This window comes from Solibacillus sp. FSL H8-0523 (assembly GCF_038051985.1).
Lineage (GTDB): Bacteria > Bacillota > Bacilli > Bacillales_A > Planococcaceae > Solibacillus.
Genome location: NZ_CP150291.1, coordinates 2,343,669 through 2,368,821 on the forward strand (window position 1 = coordinate 2,343,669; position 25,153 = coordinate 2,368,821).

Below are 25,153 nucleotides of genomic sequence, written 5' to 3' on the forward strand. Positions count from 1 at the left end.
GCTTCTATAAAATCATGTGCTGTGAGACGAATCGAAAAACCGTTTTACGGGTAGTTGTCCATGTCGAATCGTTTTAGCGCATGTAAAAAAACACTCTCAAGCGAGAGTGTTTACTTCGAATTATTTATTTCTTCTTTTTCGAATGCATTCAATGCTAAAAATTTAGAAATATTCACACTTATGATTAGTAAAACTATTGAAATAAATACAATCAAAAATGCATGATCTTTTGGAGATAAGTAATCGAAATATTCCCCCAAAAACAATGGTAAAGTGTAGCCCAAAATTATAAAAGAAAAACCAAACCGATATGCATAAGTTGTATATAATTCGAGATAGCTTGCATAGTTCACTGCCGTTTCTCTTGTTGGGGTATCGAATGAACCTCCATCAATTACTGCGTCAGAAATGGACTGTTTCCTACTTCTTAAAGCTATTTCATACCCTAACATTAATGCTCCTGATAGTTGAAAAATTGTTCCTATCATATTATCACCTCAACAATAATATTACGCATTGAGGTGATGCTATTTACATGATAAATTTTTGATACAATTAATGATTTAGTTGCCTTGTATAAACCTGGCTATCAATACTCTTGATTGTTGCGTCGATTATATAGCGGTCGATTTGTATGCTTGAACATTGAAATTCAATTCCGTTTATTTCGATGGTGCATATTTCGTCCGATAAATTGATAGCTTCATTCAATAAAGCCGTTAGTTGTAATTTGCCCTTTTCAAAGTCAAATTTACAACTACCACAAATGATATATTCATGGTTCGCATTAAATGAAGTTAGCAGGATTTTTTCAAATTTCATCTTGCTGATCACTCCGTATTTGGTTAATCAGCTTAGCGCTAAACTGTTAAATTTAGTATAAATCTTTTCTAACGAACATTTCTACTAACTATATATCGACATTTAACAGTTCACTGATTTCTCAACAGAACACTGATATTTTAAGGCTTTTTTTCGATTGGAATCTTGATTTACCAACGATTATTAAGGTAATAATTTTTTGACATTAAATTTCAAAAAAGTTGAATTTCTTTATAGATCAAAATAAAAAGCACGCTCGCATGAGAGTGCTTCAATTTAAATATTATAATTTTCCATAATGCCTTAAAAATTTTGTTAAAGATGAACCTATTAATACTCCGTTTAAACATAAATATAGAGTTGATATTACATCGTGTGATAATATCCCTAAAAAATATGAAACGACTCCCACAGCTATTTGTGACAAGCCTAAATACATCATATTATCCTTTTGAATGCCGAATTTAATAATTAAATAAAATCATGGAACTGTTGCCATAAAAAATAACGCTAGCTTATGCTGCGTTTTCAATTTCTGATTTATATGGTTCTGGCACATCGTCAATAGTGATGCGACCCATTTTAATTAAGAATAAATATCCTTTAAGTTTGGCTTGATCAGCTCCCCTTATTCAGTTCTTAATTAAGATGGGTATGTGACTACTGCCCAGTTTACAACACTATTACCATTCGTAGATTTTCTTTCCAAAACTACAGTTGTAGAATTAGACAATCTACCGTTAATAATTTGAGCAAAACCGTCATTAGCAGATGTTGTATAGTTTAAAAAAACTTCACTTTTTGCAGTGTTTACACTGTTTATAGTTGAAGGTAGTGCAGTTTCTGTCGGGCGTAATATTGTAATACCTTTTTGTACAGTTACATCATCTTCGTATTCAATAATCTTCCAGTGAACCATCATTGGCTCAGTACCACTTCCACTTCTGATAAACCTAACGCTTTTACCAACGTCATCTATAAAACGAGCAGTCATATAATAGTTTGTAGGATTCGAAGTAGAAGTACCTAGTGAGTTTACAAAAGCGAATGATTTACTGGCATTTACTGGGGTTATAGTTAAATCATATGAAGTTTGACCACCAGGCAATGACACACTGCCAGTTTGAATACTTTTTACACCACCACCACCTCCTTCACCCTGTAAGATAAAATTTGTACCGTCATAACAAACAGTATAAACGCCACTCGCCTTTAAATTTCCAGCTGATAATGCCACTCCACCATTTTTAACGATTGGTTTAGCGCCTAATCCGTTAACGTTTAATGTTACCGCTCCTGTATTAGCTGTGGTGTTTTTAAAGCGCAAAGCAAAACCTGCTACCAATTTAGATGGTGCAGGCGTTAAAGTGACTACTAATGCGTTTGTACCTGTCGCTGTGCCGTATCTGTTGTGTGCTATATCGTCGTTTGAATGTTGGTCAGTATACTTTTTCGCATTTGATTCAGCTGTATTAGCTTTCGTCTGCGCTCCTGTAGTCGTCTCCTTCGCATTCCAACTTGTTTTTTCCAAATCAGTCACAAATCGATTACTCGCGTCTTGAGTAATTATAGAAGCAGGGTGATTAGCAGGATGCGTATAGTTGTTTGCGCTTGTAGCAATACCTGCAAGCTTGGTTTTTTCTGCTGCCGTATAGTCATTTGTTGATAATTGCTTTCCCGTTACCTTATCTACTTTACCGTCATTTAATTTTTTTAATTGTGTATCAATGATATCTGTGTTTTCATTAAAATCTGTAATGTTAACAACATCTGTACCATCAGGCTTTTTTAAATTATAGTTACTTGTTAATTGCATTTATTAAGCGCCTCCTTTATAGCTTTTAATGTCATTCCACGTATAATTCCTTGCATCATCCCATGTCAATTGCTTTAACATATCCCACGTTGTATACGTGTATTCAAATTCATACTGTAAATGAGCTGGCTTGATATTATCAATCTCCTCAATCAATCCAGCTAAATTTGGAGGGATGCCTAATACGCCTACAAACCTCACAACAAAGCGAGATTCAGCAGGATATTCAATGACTTCCACATCACCGCCCGAAAATGCTTTAGCTGTATTTATAATAAGCTGTTTTGTAACCGTCCCTCGCCCACGCAATCGAGCCTTAACAATTTCTCGGCGAAAATGCTCAGGCTTAGAAATATCAGTGACAATACCCAGTTCTTTTTCCCAAAGAGCTAACCCCCAAGTAGCGGTTTCAATAAACATTTGATCGATAGTACTTGCAACACTGTATTTTGCATTCCCTATTTCTGGGGCAATTGTATCCTGTATGGCTTTAATCTCTAAAATCTCTTGATAAATAGGTGGAAGATACTTTAATAAATCTGGAATAAAAGGTGTTATGACTTCATCAGTAATTGGGTTATTGCTATAAGCGAACGTACCGTATACATTAGATCCGTACAATGGCTACACCCCCTTAAGATCGTTCCATGTTAATGGACCTTTTTTAATTACGTTTTCTTCATAAGCTAATGTTTTAGGTGTTCCCCAAGTTGTATCTGTCTGTGCAGCTTGGTAATGCCGTATAACTTTTTCGCTTTTATCAAAAACTAACGCATTAACAAGCCCACCACTGGCATCTGAATAGGTATTGAGTACAACCATATCTTGATAATCGCTATTTGCTGTTCCAGACATTCCGGCCAAAGATGTGAATACAAACTCAACAGATCCCTTTGCGGCGTCTGTAGGTTTACGGTCTCTGTCGTCTATTCTTTGAACAGTAGAGTGATAATGTGTAGATGGAGAAAATGTGCTTGGCTTCCCAGTCACACCCGACCACGGTACGCTATCAGCAGCATCAACAACACCATTGCCATTTGTATCATAGATGCTCTTTTGCATATCGCCATATCCTGCGTTGCCTAAATCTGCTTGCGTTACGTATTGGCTATGGGTATGACTTGATATATTCCCTGTGAGCTTAGCTTCAATTTCAGCTTTCGTAATATCGCTATTTTTCTGAGCATTACTTGGGGCATGAGCCGCTTGGCTGTGATCGTATGCAACTTTACCACGGTCTCCACGATATGCAGTTGAACCTGTTTCACCTAACACTAAATTTGATTTTGCATTCCATGTGTTACGCTCGGCAGCTGTGATATGTTTCACCGCGTCGCTTGAGTGTGCGTCGACTTTATTTTGAGCACCACTTGGCGTTTCTTTACTATCCAACGCTCCCTGTAATCCATCCACGTTACTAATAACATGATTATGGCTATCATCCACAACAGTGGCCGTAATCGTTATATTGCTACTGCCATCAAATACAGCACTTCCGGTAACATCCCCGCTTAATACAATCGTTCTGCCAGTCGCTAATCTACTGGATGACACGGCATTAGCGGTAGCATCTAACTTACCATTCCAATTCGATTTTTCCGCATCCGTAGCAAAACGGTGCGCGCTGTCCTCTAGAATCATCGTCGCTGGATGTGTGGACGGATGAATGTATTTATTCGCATTAGCTTCAACATTTGCTAATTTTGCTTTCTCTGCCGTTGAATAGTCTTCGGTAGATAATTGCTTACCAACAACCTTGTCGACTTTTTTACTTAATTCTGTCGTCATTGTTCCTGCAAAATTTGGATCATCATTTAATGCTGCCGCTATCTCATTTAGCGTATCTAACGCCTCTGGTGCTGCGTCTACAACGGCTTGAATACGGGCATCCGTTTCTGACTTTGTATACGTTGTTGCTTTGTCGGCCTTCTTCAATAATTCTGAATCAACATACGTTTTATCGGCCTTTTTATTTTCTAAAGTGGTCACACGATTGACGGTATTCGTCACAACTAAATCATTGGCTGCTTGATAACGGTCGACTTCTGTTTGCGTGGCTGTCATACTACTTTGCAACTGATTAATATCATCAGCTTCAACTTGATCACCAAAAGTTTCATACGTTATAAAAATGGGCGAAACAGAAGAAAATATTTTAATCGAGCGTTTCCACGGTGTAGCAGAAGGAATGGATAAGATGAAATTAGCCACCTTATCACCTGTCAATTTACTTCCCGTCCACACACTCACACTGGAATCAACGATGTTGTCATGGTCGAGCAAGCGCTCATAAACACCATTCGCAACTTCAACTTCTTCCTCAATTACATAAGCCTTTTCACGCTTATTGAGCTTGTCCGTAAATGTATCAATATCATTTGGATAGGACACTTGCTACACCCCCAATGTCACTGTATTTAGGACCGGTATTTCCTCATCCGCTAGTAAAATGTTTGCTGTACCGCCGTTTACTTTTAAATCAGTGTAATCACCAACACCTGGTACATCGAGCAACAAATTTCCGATGCGCGCATATGAAACATATGTTTCTTTAAATGCAATTTCTGCGAACCTGTTAATTAATAATTGCTCAAATGCCATTTGTACTTGTCCAATCGTAAAACCATTTGCAAGCACAACCTCTGCTGATACACTGATTGCCTTTTCTTGACCACTTACGACTGTAACCGTTGCGCCAATTGGTCTGATTTCTTCAATATGGGTATAAACAGAAGCTACTAATTCCGTATCTGCAGCGCGTTTGTTCATATCAATAATTGCAACTTTTACAGTCCCTGGACCATTCCAAGTAGGGAAAACTTTTACATCACCCACGCCGCTTACTTCTCTAGCCCAAATTTTATAATGAGCCTTATTACCACTTGTCGAAGGCAACCTTACCGATTCAAGATACCTCTCACGAAAGCTTTCTGTTCCTTCTTCATCTTCTCCCGCTTGTACTAATTCTGTTAGTTCAGCCATTTCTAATCCATTAATATATTCGATGGGAATCAATGTACCTGAAAACGAGTTACCTTCATCTCCAGTAGATTCACATTCCAATAAAAACTCGCCTGGCGCAATCTGCTTAATAACTACGAAATTTAAACTATCTAAACTAAAACGTGAACCTATTGGAACATTGATATTAAATACGCCTTTCCAAATCGCTTTTGTTGATTCATGCGGGGATAATCCTCTTTCAGCGGCCCGTAAAACTAAATATTCTCTAGACGCCGTTTCAATAAAGAATTCGTTTAAAATGTATTTCAAATGAATATACACGTTTTGTAGTTCAATAGCAGTTGGGGCAATAGATGTAAAAATAGGCATACCTTCTCGTTTGTCGAATTGATTCGGTATTCTATTTAACATGTTTTGTTGTAATTCTTCATAGGAAATATCTAAATTGATTCTTTCTGCCACTAATAACTCACCTCTTTTTCGCTCTCGACATCTCCGTAAATGGTGTGAGCTGTAAATTTAACATGTACTTTACTTTTGTTTGTAGTAACAACAAACGAATCCACCTCATTAATACGGTCATCCTGTAACAAGCATTCCCGAATGCGGCGTTTTACCTCACTGGCCACATAGTTTGTTGGTTTGCCTAATAAATCGTTAAACTCAACACCAAAATTCCAACTGTAAATAACATGATTGTAACGCTCAACTGAAAGCATTAAAAAAATCGCTTGTTTCGTGGCTTCGAGTTCATCTACAAAGCCAACACAGCGATTTTTATCCAGTATTAATTGGTAGTTTTTAGATGGCTCGATGACTTCTTCAAAGTCTGCCGATAATCCTTCGTTTTCAGCTCGTGGAATCATCAAGCCACCTCCTTGTCGATGATTAAATATTGCTGACCGCCATGTTGCCTGATCATAGTAACTTTGTCGTTAACCTTTAAAGCGTTAAAAATCGTACATGCTTGGCGAGTGCCATTGTTAATTTTAATTTCTGTTGCGTAGTCCATTACCGCACTTGTAAGTTTCAAATGTTCTTCTTCAAGAACTAACTTCTGATCTAAACGTACTTTTAAAGGACTGATACTTTCAACAATGCCGAATACGACTGTTGTTGGTTTTTGGGCATTTACCGCATCTAACACAATTTTGCGTATGGACCTCACAAAATCCGTCATATCACGCAATGAAATCACCGCCAATCAATTTTAAGTCCATTTGATGCTTGGACTCGTAGAAGGAATGTTTAACAGTTTCTATCATCATAAACTTAGCTACTTTTAAATCACCTAAATGTAGCTGCACACCGATGATTGATCCACCTCGTACACGACTATCACCAAATACTTTATTAATATGCAATTTACGAGATTTTTGATTGTACAGCGCCAACAGGGTGTCTGCTTTGAGCTTGCCGTTTTCTCCACTTTCAACTGATTCAGTGTACTGGAGCACACCCCATTCGTTCATTTTCGAGCTGTCCTGTGCAATAAAAATTTCTCGCTTACCTTTCTTTTTATCTTCACGATATAACTTAATTTTATTGTAGGTATTTTCATCAATGGAAGTAGTGTACTCAAACGTTTCGGCGCTATCTTCATCTACCAGTATATTTAGCTTCATATTCTTAGCCTCACGCAAATTGATACTGCCATAATCATCATACATCACAAATAATTTACCAGTATGCTTAGTGGTTATAGCCAAAGCATTCTCCATCATTGTAAAAAGCTCTTGGTTATCTTCGACACGAGAACTAATAACATGCTTCGTGTTGTCGATGGACCCAGCCTTCAATTTAAAATCAGCAATTAAGATTTTCAATAATTGCGCTGCTGTTTTTGCTTTATATGTGTACGTATTTTTATTTTTAAAGTAACGCAATTGATCATAAGCAGTAACACTAATAATTCGACTATTTGACCGCTTTTTAGTAAAGACAAAGCCGTAAAAAAGCTTTTGGCCGTCATATTCAAAACGGACTGCATCACCCTCGTAAAAGGCAAGTACATCATCGTTTAGTACATTAAAGGTAAGTTTCCCTGGTACTCCTTTGCGATGTGTCTCCCATATAATAGGTTCTTGTACGGCACATTCGTAAATGTGACCTCGGGATAAAATATAAAGCTTGCTTTTACCCAAGTTTAATCACCTGCCCTACCTTGATTAAATTCGGATTAGAAATATTATTGAGCTTTGCCAATTGTGTATACTTAGAACCATCACCTAAATGCTTTTTAGCGATTGCCCAAAGCGTATCACCACTTTTAACCGTGTGCGTCTTGGCAGTTTCTTTGCCTGTTGTGGTGCGTTGTTGTTCAACGACGATCTTTTTGTTGTCGGTCGTTTTAGAAGCTGTAGACGAGCTTGTAGATGCTGATTTTACTGCTAGTTTTTTGGTACCGAATGGTCTGGATTGTTTCAAACGGATAGTACATTTAATATCAAATCCATTCTCCGCATCTTCATCAATCGGATATTCCTCTAACGATACCGTCATGTTTGTGTCAAATAATAAAGAGCCATCAGGTTTCATTCGATTAACAATGAACTGAAATGGCTCTTGAGAGACTTTTAATTTTTCGAGGTGTTCTAAAAAATACGTAGCTGGTTGATATCCATTTGGATAAACTGCATATGGATATTTGGAGTTTGGAAATTCAACTTCAAATTCAATATCCGTCAATCCAGCTTTCTTAAGGATATTGACCTCCCCCTCATTGATAAGAGTGATTGTTTCGTTTTTGTTATTGATCTGCATGCTCATAGATGGAGGAGCAACAGGTAGCTGCACACCATCCATAAAAAAGTTATACATCTACACTATCCCCCTCTGCTAAAACTGAAATAACCTCTTCAACTTTTTCACCGAATCGGTCGATAATGCCGTCAATGTCCATATCATTGTTGATGTGATTCTCATTTTTCATATCTACTTTGATTTCGGCTGTTGTGTAACGGTTGATGGCTTCACGTTCTGATAAGTCGCGCAGATATTTTAAATCGTCCACTAAGATATTCGCTTTATCGGCAATTTTCTTTGCTTTTTTTGCGGTATCTTTGCCCGCGTCTGCACCTTCGCCAACTGAATCGTTAATGCTATTTAAAAGATTCTCTAGGCTTGTGTCGAAAGTTGATGGCTCACTATTATTTAAACCGCTAAATAGATTCGCTCCCCAATCGTAGCCTGAATTGAACGCATCTGGAATCCCTTTCATCTCCATTTTAGGTGCTGACCAAGTACCTGTTGGTGCATCGCCAATCCAGTCGTTAATTTTCCCTTTTAAACCGGTGTAATCAGCTGTAACTGAACTTTTTTGATTGATTGTACCCATCTTACCAAAATCTATGCCTGTCAAATTATTTATCGCATCGCTCACCCAATTAATTGCGCTAATAGCCGTATTAGCGGCATCTACAAACATGTTTGCTAAATTGGTAGCAGCACTGTCGAAAGAACCTATCATCGACTGCGCCATGTTAATAGTTGTTTCCGCTATACTTCCGAGAAGTTTTTTCGTTGCATAAACAGGATCAATCCACACGTTGTAAAAGAACTCTGCGATTGAAGCGAACAAGTTCCACCAAAACGCAACCATATTATGCAAGAACGCACCTAATGCACCGAAAACTCCCGCTATTAATCCTGTTGCACTTATAGAAGTACCAGCAAAGTGATTAATTGTTGCAATACCGAGATAAAATACTGCAATTAACGCCATAAATCCAGCTATCACCCAGGTTACTGGATTCGCATACATAGCGGCATTCAGTCCATGTTGAGCTGCTGTTTGAGCGAATGTTGCACCTGTTGCTATTGTTGCTTTTGCAGCCAATATCCCTTGCCACCCAGCTACTGCCATTGTTGTAAGTTTAATGCCTATTAATGCACCACCGTAAAGTAACATTGCTGTAGTAACAGTACCAACAATTGGTGCAATAAACGCCCAATTATCATAAACGAAACCTGCAATCGACGCGAAGGTATTTAATGCAGCAATTGCAACACCAGCTAATACATTTAAAGATTTTGAAGCGCTGTTTGCAAAGTCGTTAAACTTCGATGAATTCGCTAACTCTTCTATTCGTTTAAACATTTCGTCGAAAGCACGAATCGCATTGTTTTTAAACGTCGTTACATTCTGCTCCCACGTTTTCGGCATTTTATCAAACTGATCATTAATTGCTGACGTAGCACCTAACATTGCATTTTTTACAATATCTGCTGTGATTTCTCCATCTGATGCCATATCCCTAATCTTCCCAATTGGTACATCCAAATAATCCGCAATTGTTTGAATTACGTTCGGCGCCGCTTCAAATACAGCATTTAATTCTTCACCGCGTAATACTCCCGAACCAAGCGCTTGTGTTAACTGCAAACTTGCAGAAGCCATTTCTTGTTGACTTGCACCTGCGATTGCAAATAATTTATTCAAGTTTTCTGCGAATAAAATGGTTTCCTTATTACTTGCAAATGCGTCCTTAGCACGCATTCCTAACTTAGATACAACATCCGCGGTATCTAAATAAGATGCAAGTGAACGCTCAGCAGATGCAAAAATCATCTCTTGCAATTCAGCTGTAGTTTGCATGCCATCATTCATCATATTTAGACGGGCTGTTGTATTGGTAATGGTATCTGAGAGCCCTAAGATATCTTTACCTGTTTGAAATGATAAGTAGGCAGCGGCAACACCCATTAATTTCCCAAGCATGCCACTGGCTGCGGTGGTTCCGTCTCGAATAGATTGATTGAAACGATCTTGTTGATGGTCAGCTTCACGGATTTGAGTTTCAATATCGTTAAAAGCTGTTTCAGCTCTCGCCAACTCTCGTCTTGCGATTTCAATGCTGGATGTATCGACTGCATTTCCAGATGCACGCTGTAAACTTTCAAAACTATTAATTGTTGCTTGCATTGCGATGTTCATGGACTTAAAAGCGCTCGAGAGGCCATCTTGAATTTGTATTGCTGTACGAATAGTTGCCATCAATTCCCTCCTTCCTCACATAATAAAAAAGCACTCATAAATGAGCGCTTTACAAAATAACGTTGTTCTCTTTGACCTGTAAACCTAAGTTTTCCATTGTTATTAATTTCGATTTAGGAGTATGCGTTACATCGAATGAGATGTACTTAATCTCACCAGCAGTTGATTGATACTCAAAAATTAATAAAAGCTTTAGATTACGTATAGTTTTTTCTTTACTTCTACCACCGATCATCGCCCCTAACGGTCCAGCAAAGACAAAACCACCTACTGCACCACCTATAGAGCTACTAATTTGTTTTTGAATATCAACAGTATTAGTATGATGGATATTAAGTAGTTGAATAAATGATAGTTCAAATCTGTTGTTGTCACTTACGAATACCACTGATTCGTCAAGTACGTTAATCTTCGTTAATGCGTTAAGCGGAATTGGTAAACCTTCTATTATAGGAACAGCAATTGGAACTGGTTTCTTTTCCTTCTTTCCGAAAATACCCAAAATAATCACCTCTCCATTATTTATACAATAATATATCAAGAGGTACTACTATTTTCTTCCTCTGCCATTTCCTTTTCTCCGATTATTTTCCTGTTCAGCTTTTCTTTCTGAATCAATTTTAACTTTAATCGAGCCTATAACAAACGCTTTATCTAACCGAGGTAAGTTTAAATATTCTGACGGCAACCGCTTCAACTTATGAAGCCAATAATGCGCGATATTAGCATCAGTGTCACCGTCTAATATTAGTTTTTTGCTTGTTCAGCCAATTCGTCTAAATCAAGTTCATAGTTGTTTGCTTCTTGTGCAGCTAAAAAAGCATCAGTTGCTTCACCAGGAGTAAGCATTTTGTTGAACAAATCTTCTTCACCCATCGCTTTGTAAGCGTCTTGTAATTCCGCATTACCTAGAGGTGGATAAGCAATTGATGCAATTGTAAATAGATTTTGGTACTTAGCAGCTTGAAACTCTGAACGGAATTGCCCTTTCTGCTTTCCTTGTGTAATCATAGTTTTCTTTGTTGCTTGAGCACGTAACTCAGAATCGTGGTCTGGTGTAATTGGTTTGAAGATAAAGGGAATCGGCTTCCCTTCACCATCTTTAAATCGTTTAGAAATCACCTTTTCTACTTGTGTTGGTTGCTCTGCATTTTGCGCGAAAAACGCTTGTAAATTTTCTGTCATTTATATGACCACCTTTTATTAGTTTTAAGTATAAGAAAAGCCTACCGAATATACGGTAAGCTCTAAAATTAGGATTGCATTGATTTGAGAAGAGAAAATTCCTCAGGCATATCCCAATCTTCAAATGTAAACGTGATTTCATCTTCTAAATATTCTGCATCTGCGTCCAATTTAGCAATTTTACCACCATCCAAGTTACAACCAATTAAAATAGTCGTTTGGCGACCAATACCCGAACCACCATCCTCGTTTGTAACTTGAATATCGAAATAAATATCTTCCCCTGTTTCTTTGTAGCGCTTAAGTAATTGGCGGAAAACAGAAGTATTAAAGTGGAAAGTTGCGCTACCTTCATACTCCGCGCCAGTAGATTTATTTCCTTTGGCAATGCGTCCCATAATCGGAATTTTAGATTTTGTTTTAGTCATATCTGCATCTAAATTGATTAAATTTGCAAAACGGTACCGAGTACCTTCTATTGTGACGAACGCACGCCCTTGAGCACCATGAACTGCTTCCCATGCATCCATAGTAGGCTCACTAAAAAATTGTAAATCTAATTTCAAAGGTAATTGGGGCACCTTAGGTTGATTTAAAAATCGTGACAACAGAGATGCTGCCACGATACATTTAAATAATTTATTCATGTTATCCCTCCTTACGCTACCTCAGTAGTTATATAAAGCTGTGACATTGCAATCGTTGGTGTAACAATTTCGCTCACAACAACTGCTTTTTTAGACTGACCTTGTTCTACTGTTAATTCATCTTTGTTGTAATTTTGGATTGCACGAATACGCTGTAACTCTAATCGATGCGCACCAATATCAGACCATAACGAAATACGGCCATCTTGGTCATTTGGTACTTTCCCAAGATACCGGCTATTAAATAACTGCGCTGTGTCAATGGCAATTTGATCTAGTACGCGGATAACTTGGTTCATCGAGAAATCTTCGTTTTTGTCGACTGTAAACGAAACGAATGTATTAACATCTTCAAGAACGTTGATATCCTCACCGACACGATGAAACACGTACTTCCCAGCTTTTAATAACGCTGTTAATTGTGACTGTGTTTTTGTTTCAGTCATATCAAGCGTGTGTTCTCCTGTGTATGTTTTGTTGGTATTCGATTTATTAACAGCTACACCAGCTTGTACACCAGTAGCCCAATAAACTGCGCCGAATACTTCCTCACCATCACCGATCGCATCGTTTTGGATATCAATGATACCCTCATGATCCATCTTGCCAAGTTTATGGCCTACCAACTGGAACTTACCGCCGACCACATCACGAATACGCTTTGTGTATTCAACATATAGCGATTTAATAGTAGGTTCTAATGATAAACAACCTAATGTATTAAAGCCGAATGCTTCTAAATCATCTAAAGCCATTTGGTGCGGCGTGCCTGCCGTTAAAGCTGTTGCGCCATTTGAGCCACCAGTCAACGGCATTCCTACTGTTGCGTTTAATGTTGCGTCTGCTTTAAATACAACAAAATCATTTGCTGTTAGATCAGCAGCTGTAGCGACCGTTTGCTCGTCAACTAATGTTGTATCGATGTACGTTAATACATCGAACTGCGTAGGTTCGTCTACGTTAGGTTGTACGACCAAACGAATGTCATTACCTCGTACACCTTTATATTTTGCTTTTGCTAAATCATTTTCAGCAGCAGTACCACCAAGATTTAACTTAGCGAAAAATACGGTTAACGCGCCTTTAAATAAATCTCGAATACCTTTTAATTTTTGGTGCGTATAATCGTAGCCAAAGATTTTTAAAGAGTCCTTTTGTAAGTCCTCTAAATTAACGGTAAATACACCTTCATCTTGCCCCCAATCAAGTGCAATCGGTTGTCCTACATAACCGCGGTCAGATAGGTTCACGAACGCTCGTGTAGCAGAAATAAAGTTATGGTACGTACCTGGTAATACTTTGTTTTGTGTTAAAAATGGACCTCCTCCAAGCGCCATTATTTCTTCACTCCTTCATCGAATGTTTTTAAAATCGCATCAACCTGTGCAAATGAATATTGCTTTTTATCATCAAGTAACGCATTCAAAGCATCGCGTCGATGCAAATACTTTTCGCTTTTTACTAACTGCGCCTTTGTGAACTTCGGTAGCTTTGAAGTGATAACTTCGCCGACCACCTCGGCATCTACCGGTTCAACCTTCTCCTGAATCTTTTCGGTCAACTGAATCACCCTTTCGTTTTTTGATAATGCTCTAATGAACCCATAAACACTTTCTGCTCGACCTCTTGTAAGAAGAAATTAAAGTGAATGAAATTGTGACCTACACCATCTACTGGCTCGCTATTACCACCAGTACCGAGCATTACGGAGCCGTTCAAAAGCGTAACGTCCTTCAATGCTTGCTGTGTCTTCAAAGTCATGTTAGCGACCTCTGATGCCCCATTCCTCGGGAAATACTGTACATTAAAAAGCGTCATTACTCTCCAACGTCCTCCAATTTGTCGAATGTTCTCTAGGTTCAAAAACTGAATAAAAAAACAAGGCCTTTGAAAGCCTTGTGGTACTTGATCTGTATACTTTTTATAGCTAGCCCCAAAAACATTGTGAAGCTTCACGGAAATAGCTGTAACAATATCGTTAATTTCCATCGAAAGCCTCCTTCAGTAAATTCATTAGCTTTCGTTCTAATATAGCTGGCGCTGCTCTCTCAACTTCATCCGCTGAAATGGTCATCATGAAGCGGCCGTTTACCCAACCTTGATGATTGGATGTACGATGGCCGAACTCGACGTATTGAGCATATTCAGTAGGATTGATAACTTCAACCTCGTAAACATTGCCAACTTTGCGTACATCGGTTTTTATGGTCCAACCACGCCTTAAAGTACCGCCAACACGACCGTCATCATACTGACCAACTGGTGTGCGCTTGATTACTTTCGATAGCATACGAGCAGCTAATTCTTTTGCTGCATCTTCGCAAAACTTGTCAAAGCCAGCTCGTTCAAGCCGCTCCATTTTCTTCTGCATCCGTTTCAACTGCGAAATATCAACTCGACCCCATCGCGCCATCAAGCCCACCCCTTAAATAAATCAAGTACGATTTCTTGATGATCTATAAATATGGCCGGCTCACCACTACGAATGTACGCTGCTGTTTTACCGTTTTGTGTGACGATGATTTTACACCCAGCCGGTATTTCATGCTCATTACCAAGCGCCAACTTGATTTGCTGGGCTACGATTGCACCGGCACCTGTTGGAGATGTAGTGGTGATGTTTTTATGGGAGAGCTTGCATTTTAAACCCTGATGCAAAATGATTTCACCTTGCGTGGTCAAAAATGTTTTAGGATCTTCTACCTCTCCGTAACCAATCACATCACACGTGCCTTTCCACAATTTCTCCAATGCTTTACGGCGAGCGCTTACCACGTGAGCACCCGATAACGTACAAAATCGACTTCATTATGCTGTAGGTACGTAATGAAAGCATTAAACTTAGCCTCTGGCGTGGACTTAGCATCAACTGCAAATTCAACATCTGTGTCACCATCTTTAACGCGCTTTTCGACTGCATCAAAATTTAGTGATTCGATATTTAATAGGCCCATCGATTTTTTCGTAAGCAAAAACTCACCCACGGCCATATCGATAGCAACGTGTGTGAGCCCACTTGGAACGGCATTCAAATTGGTTTGGTTGTTAATATGGTCAATTGTTTTATTAACAGCGAAATTCACAAGATAACCATCTGTAGAAGTTGGCGCGCTGACAATCGGAATGCCCAACGCTTCCAAACGTTCTTTTACTGCTTCGAGCATGCAATCACACCCTATTCTACTTTTTGTGCCTCTTCAATTTTCTTGATGATGCCCTCTTCTGTTGTAGCTTTGCCGATGTCGATATTACGTTCGTCTGCATAAGCTTTTAATTCATCGATAGACATACCTTCAAAAGGATCAGTAGCAACATCACCAATGATTTTCACCAGTGAATCATTTACATGCCCAGATTGCATGTTGAATTGTACGCCTTGAGGATAAGTAACACCCTCGTAACGAACTGGTACCTTGATTACTTCAACTAATTTCATCGACTAGCCCTCCTATGCGATTGGTTGTGCTTGGAATACGTTGTTTGCTTCAGGGAATGAAGGAATAGCAGCAGACGCCGCTTTCACCCAAGTTGAAACTGGGTCTAAACCTTCCTCATATACCATAGCGATAACGTTACCTGCATTGTGAATTTCCTCATTACCTTGACGTAGCATACGGCTCTCTTCAGGTGTAGGACCATGTAACGTCTCACCTAGCTCACTGTCACCAAACATAACTAATTTATTTTCAGGGAAATAACGATTTGTTGTATACGTTCCGTTGGCAGCCTGCACACGGTACTTCGAATCGTAAGTAGCGATTTGCGGTAAACCATGCGATTTCATGAACGCATTTAAATCCGCTAAAGTAGCAACACGTCCGCTATCTTTACCGAATAAAGCGGCAATCACGCTAGAATTACGTAAGATTAAGCTCGCAATTTTATTAGATGTTAGAGCGCGTGTTGGTTTTTCATCTAATGCATCCGTCCAACGAGTAATATCACCAATGATATCAGCTGTTTCAGCAGTCCATAACGCGCTACCAGCTAATGCTTCTTTATGGTCAATCGGCACCTGATAGTCAACCATTAAAGTGCCGCCACCTTCCATTGATAACGATAGTTCACCATTAGCTAAAGCTTGCATACGCATGATTTCTTTTTCAGCACGCACATCGTTAACTGAACGATCCACTAAGTTAAAGACGCGGCCAGTTAACATTTTTTCTTCCTGTGGTGTACGTGGGAATTGTAATGCAATAAGGTCCTTTTCTTTAATTTGGTATTTTTTCTTGATGTACGCCGCTTCAAGCGCTTGATTACCTGCCTCAATAGAACCGATTTCAGCCTCAGTATCGAATGCATGAATTTTAGCGGCTACTGGTAAATTGCTCGCACCTACTAAATATTCGAACTCAAGCGTGTCATACTTCACTTCAGGGAAAAGTGATTCACCTACATAAGCAGGTAATTGACGCTCCTTTAAATAATCTAAAACGGTTTTCTGATTGAATACTTCTAATACATCTGGCATTTGTTTTTCCACCTTTCGAATTAAATGGTTAAATTATCGGAATTTGATTTCTTTTAATGCTGTTTTAGCTGCTGCATCTGGCGCAACTGGTAAGCGTGCCTCTAAAATGTACGCTTCAACGATTAATGAGCCCGGTTGTGGTCCGTGCGTTACGTCCACATCGTTGTATAAGATACCTTTTGCAGTTCCATCGTTTGCAGGGAGGATTGTGCCTGCTGGAACGATTTTTTTACCGTCAGCACGAGCTGTAACGCCGACATCGCTAACCTCCGTTGTAAATGCTTGCACCTTTGAAGAGGCTAAAAAATTTACACGACTGTATTTTGCTTCACCTTTTACATATGGCATTTGGTTGCCCTCCTTAAATTAATTTATTACGTCCATAGATTAGGAGCGTTTGTTGCTGGTGAACCTTTTTCATTGAGTTCCTTTGCGAATGCGCTACCAGTGCTTAATTCACCATCTGCGCCGCCACCGCCACCTGCTGGATTTACGCCTTTAAAAGTAGGTTTCTTATCTTCCTTTTCAGGCACAAATAAAAACGACTTCGATTCTTTTAAAGTCGTTAATTGTTCATTAAGGCCACCTTTAACGGCGCCCTTATCGTCTAATTCAATTTTTTCCTTGTCGAGCAAGCCAGCAACAATATCCATATCTTGCACTTTACCAGCTAAAGCAAGCTTGATAGCCGTGCCTAGTCGCTCGTCCTGCAACTGCTGCTCGTATTGCGTTTTGGCATCTTGCTGTTCATTTTGCAAGCGAGTGATTTCAGCTTGTAGATCCTCATTACCTTTCGCTTTGTCCTTCAAGCCATTTAACTGCTGTTCATAATCAGACATCTGTGTTTCTAGGTTATTTTTGGCGCTGTTTACTTCATCAAAACGTGCTTTCGGAATCATTTGACCGAAACCATCTAATACCGCTTGAGCTTGCTCCTCAGTTAATCCAGCAGCAAGTAATTGTTCTTTATTCATACTTCCTCCTTCGTTTTTAACGTGACCGACACGATAGGATAGACACGCTTTATTCTTTTACGTCTGTAAGTTGTGCATTAAAAAGACGAGATATATTACTGTATAGGTTTACGTTTTCAGCACCCCTTTTATATATAGGTTTTCGTATGGCAAAATAAAAAGCCACCCAAATTATTGTAACGGGTTCGGTTGATGAGGAGAAAACATTAAATAGCAGCATATTTGGGACACCAATTCATATATAAATTGGTGTCCTTATTTTTGTTGTTATATCAGCATCCCTAATGATTTAACACCTTAATTAGCACAACAATTCACATACAACCTGGAGAGACCACATAAATTTATGCGGTCTTGTTAAACTCTATGTCAAAACGGGTGTTAATTGTTCGCATAATATCAAACTGAATTCTTTCTTCTAAAAGGGGAATAGGGAATTTATGTTAAAATAATTATATGGTAAAATTGAACAATTCTGAAAAAAGTATTAGCGTTCGGGTGCATTTCCCCATCAACCAAACCTATTACTATTTTATGAGTCTTTTTTGCTTTGAAACTCGTATAACTGATAAGTAAAAATATTTTAAAAAAAGAAAGAGGGATGAGAATGTCAAAAAAAACATTGGTTATATTGCTTGGTGGGATAATATTGATTTTAATTTTGGTATTTACTTTTCTGCAAAAGAACAATAATGTTACATCGGAATGGGAAGGATTTTACCTAGAACAAACAAGCAAAACCAGTGCTACGCAATACGCGATCTATTCTATTGATGGGACGCTCGTAATAAAAAATTCATTTATGCACCCTCCTCGTATTATTGGTTCTACCAAAGAAGATTTCAACAAGCATTTTACAATCACTGAAACGGAACTAATTCCTGGAGAGTATAAAAAATACAGTGTATTAAAGAACAAAGACACTTATACGATTAAAGTGAAGGGAAATCCAAAATTTAGTTATACTTTAAATAAAGTTGCACCAAGAAAATATAGAGGTGAAGATGGGATTGAATATTCAACTGGTTTTTATTTGGAATAACTTCCTCCAGGTAATTCCTCACTTCCCATCGGGTAGATGAAATTTAAATTAGCTAATAAAATACAGCAAAAAACGCTCAGAAACTGAGCGTTTTTTATTGTCAATTATAGTGTTAGTGTGGCTGTTGAAATATACGCTAATTAACCTGTTATTTACGTGGTTAATTGCACTTTTCTCCCCATCAACCGAACCCGTTAAAATTATTGAGTGACTTTCTTGTAATTATTTTTTACAGATGTAAATCGTTTTTTCTAATGGAGATACTAAAAGAATGTTATTTTCGCTGTCATATACAAAATAAGACTCGTCTTTTACCACTATTAAAGAAACATCAGAAATAACAAATTCCTTTATACCTTCTAATTTCACTAAATATTCCATTTTAACACCCCCTAAACATCCATATTATACCATATAAAAATTACGCAACAAAACGTTCCTCCCATTCAGGATATTTAATATTCGCATCAATGTAATACACTTCACCATTTTTCTTACGCGCAATACGCTGACTGTAATCGTCCTCAAAGTATGGAGCCGTAGTTGTACGGCAACGCGGATGAAACGGATTGGCTGTAATACCTGGCTCGAAATCTTTCAGCTTAAACACCTTACCGTCCATGTCCTGACAAATATCGCTCGTCTTGCTATCTAGTGTCGCAATGATCTCGTACTGCTCCACGTCCAACTCATCGAATGCATCCTTTGAAGCTGTGGCACTAAAAAAAGCCTGCTCGGTTAATACCAAACGGGCCGCACTGGAACGAGATGTATTCATTTTCTTTTGAATTACACTAATTAAGCGCTGTGGACTCTCACCTTTAGCTACAGACAACGTTAACTCTTTGTGTAACGCATCAATCAAAGCGCCTCTATCACGCCAAATTTTAGCGCTAAACGTCAAATTATCAGCTGTCCACGGCTTGCTAATGATTTTCGTGAGCCTAGCTTCATCCAATGCTTGAAATGCAAAGCCAACATTGAATCCCCTTTGCACCTCATAAGCCGTATGGAAATACTGATTTTGGTACACTTCTTTCATCACACGCTCAAAGCCTTGTATTTGGTCACCATACAGTTTTTCCACATGTTGTTGCATCTGTAGCTTCAAACTCTCCAAACGGCTGATATGGACTCGTGATGATGCATTTTCAAGCTGTTTCATCCATTGCTGGTTAATAGCATTCTTTTGACCGTATTTAATGTAATCATCAACTGACCATTTAAATTCTTTCAGTTCGCTAGCTTGTAGCAGTCGTTTAGCTTCGTCTAGTGTGACGCCCTCGGACTTTGAAAACCGCTCATACCAGCGCAAAATATCCGCTTCAAGCGAGCGCATGGTATCGATATACGCTTTTTCAAGCTCGGCATAATAAAAGACGCTGCGGTTGTGCTGGGCATCTTCTAACGCTTCAAAACGTTGACGCCAATAGTTACGCGGTTTCTTTGCCATTAGAGCCACCACCGTTTAATTGTTTAAAAGTATCAGCGTAATTATCATGCATGTTCATTAGTTCCTGCTGTTCTTGCTTCAAGCGCTTCAATTCAAGCTGAACATCTTTCACGTAAGGATGCTGGGCAATGCGTGTTTCCTCGGATAGATACGGTGATTTTTCTAACCCTTGAATGACTTCAGTTTCATTTATCAGGACGTCACGGTTAAAGATAATATCGACTGGCTCACCTTCAAAGTCATCATGTCCAGTGTTGGCAAGATGCTGGTTAATGAACCATAGCAACTCTTCGAATGACGCTTGGAACTCGGTTTCAATGCCGTTTGCATCAAGCTCAATATCGCTATACATGGACTGGATATTCATTTGGTTTGGATTGTTAGACATGCGCTCGTCTTTGGCATCGTAGCCACGGCCGTTTTCAATGAGTGCCTTTTTAAAGAGTGTAAGGATCGCTTTGTAATTATCTGCATTCACATTAACTGTTAACGTATCAACGCCACCATTTTGCCCATCACCACGGCGGACCTTAACGGCACCATATTGCGATAGATTACGGCGGAACTCACCAAGATCTTGTCCATCGTAGTTGTAAACAACAAGAATCGTATTGCGCGCATCCTCCTGCATGTTGTTCTCGAAATCCGAAAGCATCACGTTAATGCCATCTTGTAAAGATTTCACACGCTTGATCAGTGGGATTTCCTTGTTGTTGAATTTAAAAGGAATCAACGGCACGCGCGCCCAGTTTGCCGCGGTAATCACTTCCTCGTCCTCTACATACATATATGGCTGAGCTTCATTCGTAACATCAGGTATCAAGCGGCCGTTAAACCACTCGTAATATTCAATGCCATTCGTGCTGTAAACCTCTACCTTCTCAACTACACGCTCTTTCTCGCCTTCATAGACAAGGGTTGAATAAATACGGATAGCGGAATCGACCATCGTTTGCTCTGAATCAACCCAAAACGGAATGATTTGATGTGGCGGAAAACGTTTAATCGTAAAATTGCCATTTTCATCATAGTGTGGATATATCCAACCGATACCAGCATTCATAGCATCTTGACCTATTGCCTTTAAAGTTCGGTGGAAGCGTCTGTTGAAAATACCCTGCAGCAACTTCACATACTGTGCATTTTCGGATTCAAGCGTCAATGGCTTACCTAACTGGAAGTTTACCTTTTGGTCTACGAGCTTGGCATACTGGTTGTCTAAAATTTTATTGTTTGGAAGGTTTTTATTAGCTACTAAGCGGCCTCCTTCACCGATAACCATACGTTCACGCTTATTGATTTCTTGCTCGCCCTCGTAATACGCCTCACCTAACAGCATCCACTTACGTTTTTCAGATTCTTTAAATTTACTGATTTCTAGTTCAAGCAATTTGATATTGCTGATTACTTTATTTGCACCAGTAGCAATCTGCTCGTTAATCAATTGTGTATCTGTTGTTGCTCCCTGAAAAGGGAATAGTGCTGCCATGTTATCATCCTTTCTAGTTAAAACTGAATGTATTGCCTCTCATATCCTCTTCAAAGGCATAGCGCGTTGCATCAATCGTATGATTATCCTTATCCTCCAAACGAGCTAAAGGATTTCCGTCTTTATCCGTTTGATAATCAATATTTTCAAATTCCTTTGCTATATTTGGTGTACGTAAAGGGTCGATGTAAATAGCGTCTAAATCATCTAGCCATTCCTCGCCGAATTCAACGCTATCAGGACCTTTCTTCACACCATAAATTCGCGGAATTCCAAAATCATCTCGTAATTCTGCAATAGACTTCGGCTCTGCGCTATCAGCTGCAATACGATCACTTTGATAATCTTTTTCCTTCAAACGATTAGCTAGTGTACGGTTACTAATTTTCACGCCGTATATTTCATCAAGGGCATAGATAGCATTTTTCTTTTTATCGTAGTGCCAACGAACATAAGCTAAAGGGTCTGTGGCATAACCGAAATCGACTGCATTACGAATGTTATCGAATGAAGCTACCATATCGTCTGTAATGCTACCAGCTTTAATGGCAAGGTTATCAAATGGTACTACACCTGAGCCGATTGCTTCGCCCATGTACTCCCAACGATATTTCAAAGGCTTATTTTTCTTTACGTTTTCAGCCTCTTCAATAAATTTCTTAGATAAATGCGGATTCCCTAAATACGTTGAATGGTCTACATACGTATTCGCATAAATCATAGAACCCTCATACTTCTTATTAACCCAGCTTTGTCTACGTTTTGGTGGATTGTAAGAATAATAAAAAGAGTAATCGAAAGGGTATGCTCGCTTGCGGTCGGCTTGCGAAAATATCTTCCCTTCCAATTCCTCTCGTAGAATTGAATTTTCAATTGTGGTTACATCATCTTCATTTTTAAATTCCGCTAATTCTTCAAACCAAACGATAGCTAACGGGAAATCTGCATCCTTAATCGATTTAATTTTTTCGGGATCATCGGCACCAGCGAAATAAATTTTATTGCCACGCGGTAAATAAGTGATTTCCAAGCGCGAATCTACAAAACGGAAATACTTTCGCACACCCATTACATTAGCTGCCGCTTTAAAGTTGGCATAAATCGATTTAAGAATCGTATTTTGTACTTTACGTATACCTAATGCTGACACAGGATATTCCATGATGTCTGATAAAATGCGCATTGGAATATGAAACGACTTACCCGAACCACGTCCACCTTTTAATACATAACGCAAATGTTCCTTTGCTCTTGAAGCTCGCCAAAACGGTTTAAATTGTTCTGTGATTATTTCTGAGAGTACGACACGATTTTCAGCCATTATACATCATCCACAATCACCACTCGGTTAGTATTGTCAGTCTCAATTTTGTCAGTCCACATACGGTATCGTTTACCTAACAATTCAGCAGCCTTAATTCGTTCCGCTGTTGTTGGAGGCATTGTATCATCGATTGTTTGAGCACCTTCACCAATGCCCCGTAATACCGCTGACTGCTCTTCGCCACGTAATACAGACGTTAATAGCTCCAATATTTCTTGTTGGTCTGCAATGCGCTCGGAAGCTAATTCTGCCATACGTTCTTCTATATATGATTTTACGTTAGCATTTGTTAGCAATCGACTCGAATTCGCTCTCGCTGTCTCTTCTCTTTTCACGTTTGGATAAGCTTTCAAATAAGCTTGCGTACCGTTACCTAACTCAATGTAATAATCGGCAAAAACTTGTTGCTTCACCGTCATTGTATCTTTCCCAATGGCATCACCCCCATTATGCTAATTGCTTGATAAAATAAAAAGAACACCCCGAAGGATGTTTACTTGATAAATTTAATTTTTAAATTTCTTTTTCATCTCTTCACTGTGATTTACTTTCACTGCATATATATCGGCGCTCATTTCTTCGGTGAATGGAGTATGCACAACCAATGCAACTTTATACCAATCACCATTGAACTCAGTTGCCAAGTATTCTCCTTCAGATGGAATTCTGTCGAAATGATAGTACTCGTTAATCCAATTTACCTCTCCTTCGTTATGAAGATGTACGAAGACTTTTTTCATTATTATCACCTCCCTCCATTCCATTCTATTATAGAATTAATTGGGGAAAAATATCGAAATGAATTTTAAAATAAAAAGGAAATAACACACCATAATTTTGCTAATTATCCCATTATGCTAGTTGCTTTACGAAATAAAAAAAGCCTCATCTGATTAGAGGAGACTCGACATTCATAAATATTAATTTTTTAAATTTAATCCTTTAAGTAGTTTCTTGTAAGTTTTTATAAAATCCTTCAATATATCTCTCCGCATTTTTACACCTAATAACCCCATAATTAGCTCCGGTTTTTTTCCGTATAAATCTAAATGTCTACTTTCTAATAATAAGGCATTATAAAGATAGACCATTTTATAAATAAGACCGTTCGCAGAAAAATAAAGATATGGCGGTGAATCTTTATTAATTTCCGAAAGAATATTCGGGAATTCTTTGAGTATTTCTTTTTCTTTAATATCTGGATTCAACAAAGTAATTGTATCGACAATATTTTGTTGCATATTTATATAATCAACCCAACTTATTTTTTGCTTTGCATTAATTCGTTTAGCAGTACAAACAACACTTTCAACTTTTTCCGCACTTTCTTTAAAATCATTCATATATATTTTTGCCATGTTAAACCTTTGTAAATATTGAGGATTACTAAACTTCAAAGTTTTTTTAATTTGAATGTTTGCAATGGAATATGCCCCGAATATTCCGAAGAATGTCGCTAGAAAGGTTACGAAAGTCGCTGGTTCTTTTAATTTACTTATTACCTCCAAAGACCATTCAGAGTGTAAATTATTACTGAATAAAATCAAAGCTATCACACATAGCGCAAGAATAACTTTTTTCATTTGATCACCAAAATTCTATTTTTATTATAATTTTAGTATGAATGGAATGAGTTGTCATCATCAACTTTACCAGAAATCGTCTTTTTCACAGTCTCATGCCCCGACTGTTGCCGCCCTATCTTACGAATGAAGACCTCCGCTGGTCTATCACATCTCTCACGACATAACCCTTTATTCGCCATCTTGGTTCTTCCATTTCCGAATTTGACTATCGGACTTACCTAATTCAGCAGCTATATCTTTCAATAGCGTTTTGCCCTCTGAATGTAAGTACATTTCTTTCGCTTTATCTCGCGCTGGATCTCTTGCTCTAGCCATTCTGTTTCACCGCCCTATCACCTCGTTATGCTAATTGCTTTATTAAGTTTAGACATATGAAAAAGC

General features: G+C 38.5%; 31 protein-coding genes and 1 pseudogene. 1 reads left to right on the forward strand and 31 read right to left on the reverse strand.

All coding sequences use genetic code 11. The annotated features are described in order from the left end of the window. Nucleotides 1–110 precede the first annotated feature (110 nt). The 23 genes from NSQ62_RS11600 to NSQ62_RS11710 form a co-directional block, all read right to left on the reverse strand. Nucleotides 111–488 (reverse strand): hypothetical protein, encoded by a 378-nt coding sequence (locus NSQ62_RS11600; RefSeq protein WP_341320302.1) that lies wholly within the window; start codon nt 486–488, stop codon nt 111–113. A 977-nt stretch (nt 489–1,465) separates the two neighbouring features. Continuing rightward, complete coding sequence (locus NSQ62_RS11605) at nt 1,466–2,638, reverse strand: hypothetical protein (RefSeq protein WP_341320303.1); 1,173 nt, start codon at nt 2,636–2,638, stop codon at nt 1,466–1,468. A 3-nt stretch (nt 2,639–2,641) separates the two neighbouring features. Continuing rightward, complete coding sequence (locus NSQ62_RS11610; RefSeq protein ID WP_341320304.1) at nt 2,642–3,259, reverse strand: YmfQ family protein; 618 nt, start codon at nt 3,257–3,259, stop codon at nt 2,642–2,644. A 3-nt stretch (nt 3,260–3,262) separates the two neighbouring features. Further along, nucleotides 3,263–5,029, reverse strand: a complete 1,767-nt coding sequence (locus NSQ62_RS11615) for a hypothetical protein (protein WP_341320305.1) — start codon at nt 5,027–5,029, stop codon at nt 3,263–3,265. Between the two features lie 3 nt (nt 5,030–5,032). Then, on the reverse strand, nt 5,033–6,064 hold the full coding sequence (locus NSQ62_RS11620) for a baseplate J/gp47 family protein (protein WP_341320306.1): 1,032 nt from the start codon (nt 6,062–6,064) through the stop codon (nt 5,033–5,035). After that, entirely contained in the window at nt 6,064–6,468 is a 405-nt protein-coding gene (locus tag NSQ62_RS11625; RefSeq protein WP_341320307.1) for a DUF2634 domain-containing protein, read from the reverse strand. Before NSQ62_RS11625 ends, NSQ62_RS11620 begins: the two co-directional genes overlap by 1 nt. Continuing rightward, the gene (locus NSQ62_RS11630) at nt 6,468–6,782 is read right to left on the reverse strand and encodes a DUF2577 domain-containing protein (protein ID WP_341323928.1); all 315 of its coding nucleotides are present in this window, start codon (nt 6,780–6,782) and stop codon (nt 6,468–6,470) included. Before NSQ62_RS11630 ends, NSQ62_RS11625 begins: the two co-directional genes overlap by 1 nt. Before the next feature lies 1 nt (nt 6,783). After that, nucleotides 6,784–7,746, reverse strand: coding sequence for a hydrolase (locus tag NSQ62_RS11635; protein ID WP_341320308.1), 963 nt, complete (start codon nt 7,744–7,746; stop codon nt 6,784–6,786). Then, nucleotides 7,739–8,422 carry a LysM domain-containing protein gene (locus tag NSQ62_RS11640; protein ID WP_341320309.1) on the reverse strand — a complete coding sequence of 228 codons (684 nt, stop codon included), beginning with the start codon at nt 8,420–8,422 and terminating at the stop codon, nt 7,739–7,741. The genes NSQ62_RS11635 and NSQ62_RS11640 overlap by 8 nt, the downstream gene beginning before the upstream one ends. Further along, nucleotides 8,415–10,598, reverse strand: a complete 2,184-nt coding sequence (locus NSQ62_RS11645) for a tape measure protein (protein WP_341320310.1) — start codon at nt 10,596–10,598, stop codon at nt 8,415–8,417. Before NSQ62_RS11645 ends, NSQ62_RS11640 begins: the two co-directional genes overlap by 8 nt. Before the next feature lie 49 nt (nt 10,599–10,647). Beyond that, nucleotides 10,648–11,100, reverse strand: coding sequence for a hypothetical protein (locus NSQ62_RS11650; protein WP_341320311.1), 453 nt, complete (start codon nt 11,098–11,100; stop codon nt 10,648–10,650). Nucleotides 11,101–11,345: 245 nt separating this feature from the next. Next, nucleotides 11,346–11,783: a hypothetical protein gene (locus NSQ62_RS11655; protein ID WP_341320312.1), complete on the reverse strand. Its 438-nt coding sequence runs from the start codon at nt 11,781–11,783 to the stop codon at nt 11,346–11,348. A 68-nt stretch (nt 11,784–11,851) separates the two neighbouring features. Beyond that, nucleotides 11,852–12,430: a phage tail tube protein gene (locus tag NSQ62_RS11660; RefSeq protein WP_341320313.1), complete on the reverse strand. Its 579-nt coding sequence runs from the start codon at nt 12,428–12,430 to the stop codon at nt 11,852–11,854. Between the two features lie 11 nt (nt 12,431–12,441). Further along, nucleotides 12,442–13,767: a phage tail sheath C-terminal domain-containing protein gene (locus NSQ62_RS11665; RefSeq protein WP_341320314.1), complete on the reverse strand. Its 1,326-nt coding sequence runs from the start codon at nt 13,765–13,767 to the stop codon at nt 12,442–12,444. After that, nucleotides 13,767–13,991 carry a hypothetical protein gene (locus NSQ62_RS11670; RefSeq protein WP_341320315.1) on the reverse strand — a complete coding sequence of 75 codons (225 nt, stop codon included), beginning with the start codon at nt 13,989–13,991 and terminating at the stop codon, nt 13,767–13,769. Before NSQ62_RS11670 ends, NSQ62_RS11665 begins: the two co-directional genes overlap by 1 nt. 5 nt (nt 13,992–13,996) lie before the next feature. Continuing rightward, nucleotides 13,997–14,419: a DUF6838 family protein gene (locus NSQ62_RS11675; protein WP_341320316.1), complete on the reverse strand. Its 423-nt coding sequence runs from the start codon at nt 14,417–14,419 to the stop codon at nt 13,997–13,999. After that, complete coding sequence (locus NSQ62_RS11680) at nt 14,409–14,843, reverse strand: HK97 gp10 family phage protein (RefSeq protein ID WP_341320317.1); 435 nt, start codon at nt 14,841–14,843, stop codon at nt 14,409–14,411. Before NSQ62_RS11680 ends, NSQ62_RS11675 begins: the two co-directional genes overlap by 11 nt. Further along, entirely contained in the window at nt 14,843–15,088 is a 246-nt protein-coding gene (locus NSQ62_RS11685; protein ID WP_341320318.1) for a hypothetical protein, read from the reverse strand. The genes NSQ62_RS11680 and NSQ62_RS11685 overlap by 1 nt, the downstream gene beginning before the upstream one ends. A gap of 110 nt (nt 15,089–15,198) precedes the next feature. Next, entirely contained in the window at nt 15,199–15,594 is a 396-nt protein-coding gene (locus NSQ62_RS11690) for a hypothetical protein (RefSeq protein ID WP_341320319.1), read from the reverse strand. Nucleotides 15,595–15,605: 11 nt separating this feature from the next. Then, nucleotides 15,606–15,866, reverse strand: coding sequence for a hypothetical protein (locus tag NSQ62_RS11695; protein ID WP_341320320.1), 261 nt, complete (start codon nt 15,864–15,866; stop codon nt 15,606–15,608). A 12-nt stretch (nt 15,867–15,878) separates the two neighbouring features. Further along, the gene (locus NSQ62_RS11700; RefSeq protein WP_341320321.1) at nt 15,879–16,904 is read right to left on the reverse strand and encodes a major capsid protein; all 1,026 of its coding nucleotides are present in this window, start codon (nt 16,902–16,904) and stop codon (nt 15,879–15,881) included. 33 nt (nt 16,905–16,937) lie between these two features. Next, nucleotides 16,938–17,252, reverse strand: a complete 315-nt coding sequence (locus NSQ62_RS11705) for a hypothetical protein (RefSeq protein WP_341320322.1) — start codon at nt 17,250–17,252, stop codon at nt 16,938–16,940. A 26-nt stretch (nt 17,253–17,278) separates the two neighbouring features. Next, nucleotides 17,279–17,878 (reverse strand): phage scaffolding protein, encoded by a 600-nt coding sequence (locus tag NSQ62_RS11710; RefSeq protein WP_341320323.1) that lies wholly within the window; start codon nt 17,876–17,878, stop codon nt 17,279–17,281. Between the two features lie 607 nt (nt 17,879–18,485). On the opposite strand from NSQ62_RS11710, the gene NSQ62_RS11715 reads away from it, so the two are divergent. Continuing rightward, nucleotides 18,486–18,920: a hypothetical protein gene (locus NSQ62_RS11715; protein ID WP_340797760.1), complete on the forward strand. Its 435-nt coding sequence runs from the start codon at nt 18,486–18,488 to the stop codon at nt 18,918–18,920. A gap of 222 nt (nt 18,921–19,142) precedes the next feature. Here the strand turns inward: NSQ62_RS11715 and NSQ62_RS11720 are convergent, their stop codons facing one another. From NSQ62_RS11720 to NSQ62_RS11755, 8 genes and pseudogenes are all read right to left on the reverse strand, one after another. Then, nucleotides 19,143–19,301, reverse strand: a complete 159-nt coding sequence (locus NSQ62_RS11720; RefSeq protein WP_341320324.1) for a hypothetical protein — start codon at nt 19,299–19,301, stop codon at nt 19,143–19,145. A 40-nt stretch (nt 19,302–19,341) separates the two neighbouring features. Next, entirely contained in the window at nt 19,342–20,373 is a 1,032-nt protein-coding gene (locus NSQ62_RS11725) for a minor capsid protein (protein ID WP_341320325.1), read from the reverse strand. Beyond that, the gene (locus NSQ62_RS11730) at nt 20,354–21,862 is read right to left on the reverse strand and encodes a phage portal protein (RefSeq protein WP_341320326.1); all 1,509 of its coding nucleotides are present in this window, start codon (nt 21,860–21,862) and stop codon (nt 20,354–20,356) included. The genes NSQ62_RS11725 and NSQ62_RS11730 overlap by 20 nt, the downstream gene beginning before the upstream one ends. Nucleotides 21,863–21,875: 13 nt before the next feature. After that, nucleotides 21,876–23,183, reverse strand: a complete 1,308-nt coding sequence (locus NSQ62_RS11735; protein ID WP_341320327.1) for a PBSX family phage terminase large subunit — start codon at nt 23,181–23,183, stop codon at nt 21,876–21,878. Next, complete coding sequence (locus NSQ62_RS11740) at nt 23,183–23,605, reverse strand: terminase small subunit (protein ID WP_341320328.1); 423 nt, start codon at nt 23,603–23,605, stop codon at nt 23,183–23,185. Before NSQ62_RS11740 ends, NSQ62_RS11735 begins: the two co-directional genes overlap by 1 nt. Before the next feature lie 87 nt (nt 23,606–23,692). After that, the gene (locus NSQ62_RS11745) at nt 23,693–23,926 is read right to left on the reverse strand and encodes a hypothetical protein (RefSeq protein ID WP_341320329.1); all 234 of its coding nucleotides are present in this window, start codon (nt 23,924–23,926) and stop codon (nt 23,693–23,695) included. Between the two features lie 180 nt (nt 23,927–24,106). Continuing rightward, complete coding sequence (locus tag NSQ62_RS11750) at nt 24,107–24,769, reverse strand: hypothetical protein (protein ID WP_341320330.1); 663 nt, start codon at nt 24,767–24,769, stop codon at nt 24,107–24,109. Nucleotides 24,770–24,949: 180 nt separating this feature from the next. Further along, nucleotides 24,950–25,087: pseudogene (locus NSQ62_RS11755) on the reverse strand (phage terminase small subunit-related protein); the annotation flags it as partial. Nucleotides 25,088–25,153 lie beyond the last annotated feature (66 nt).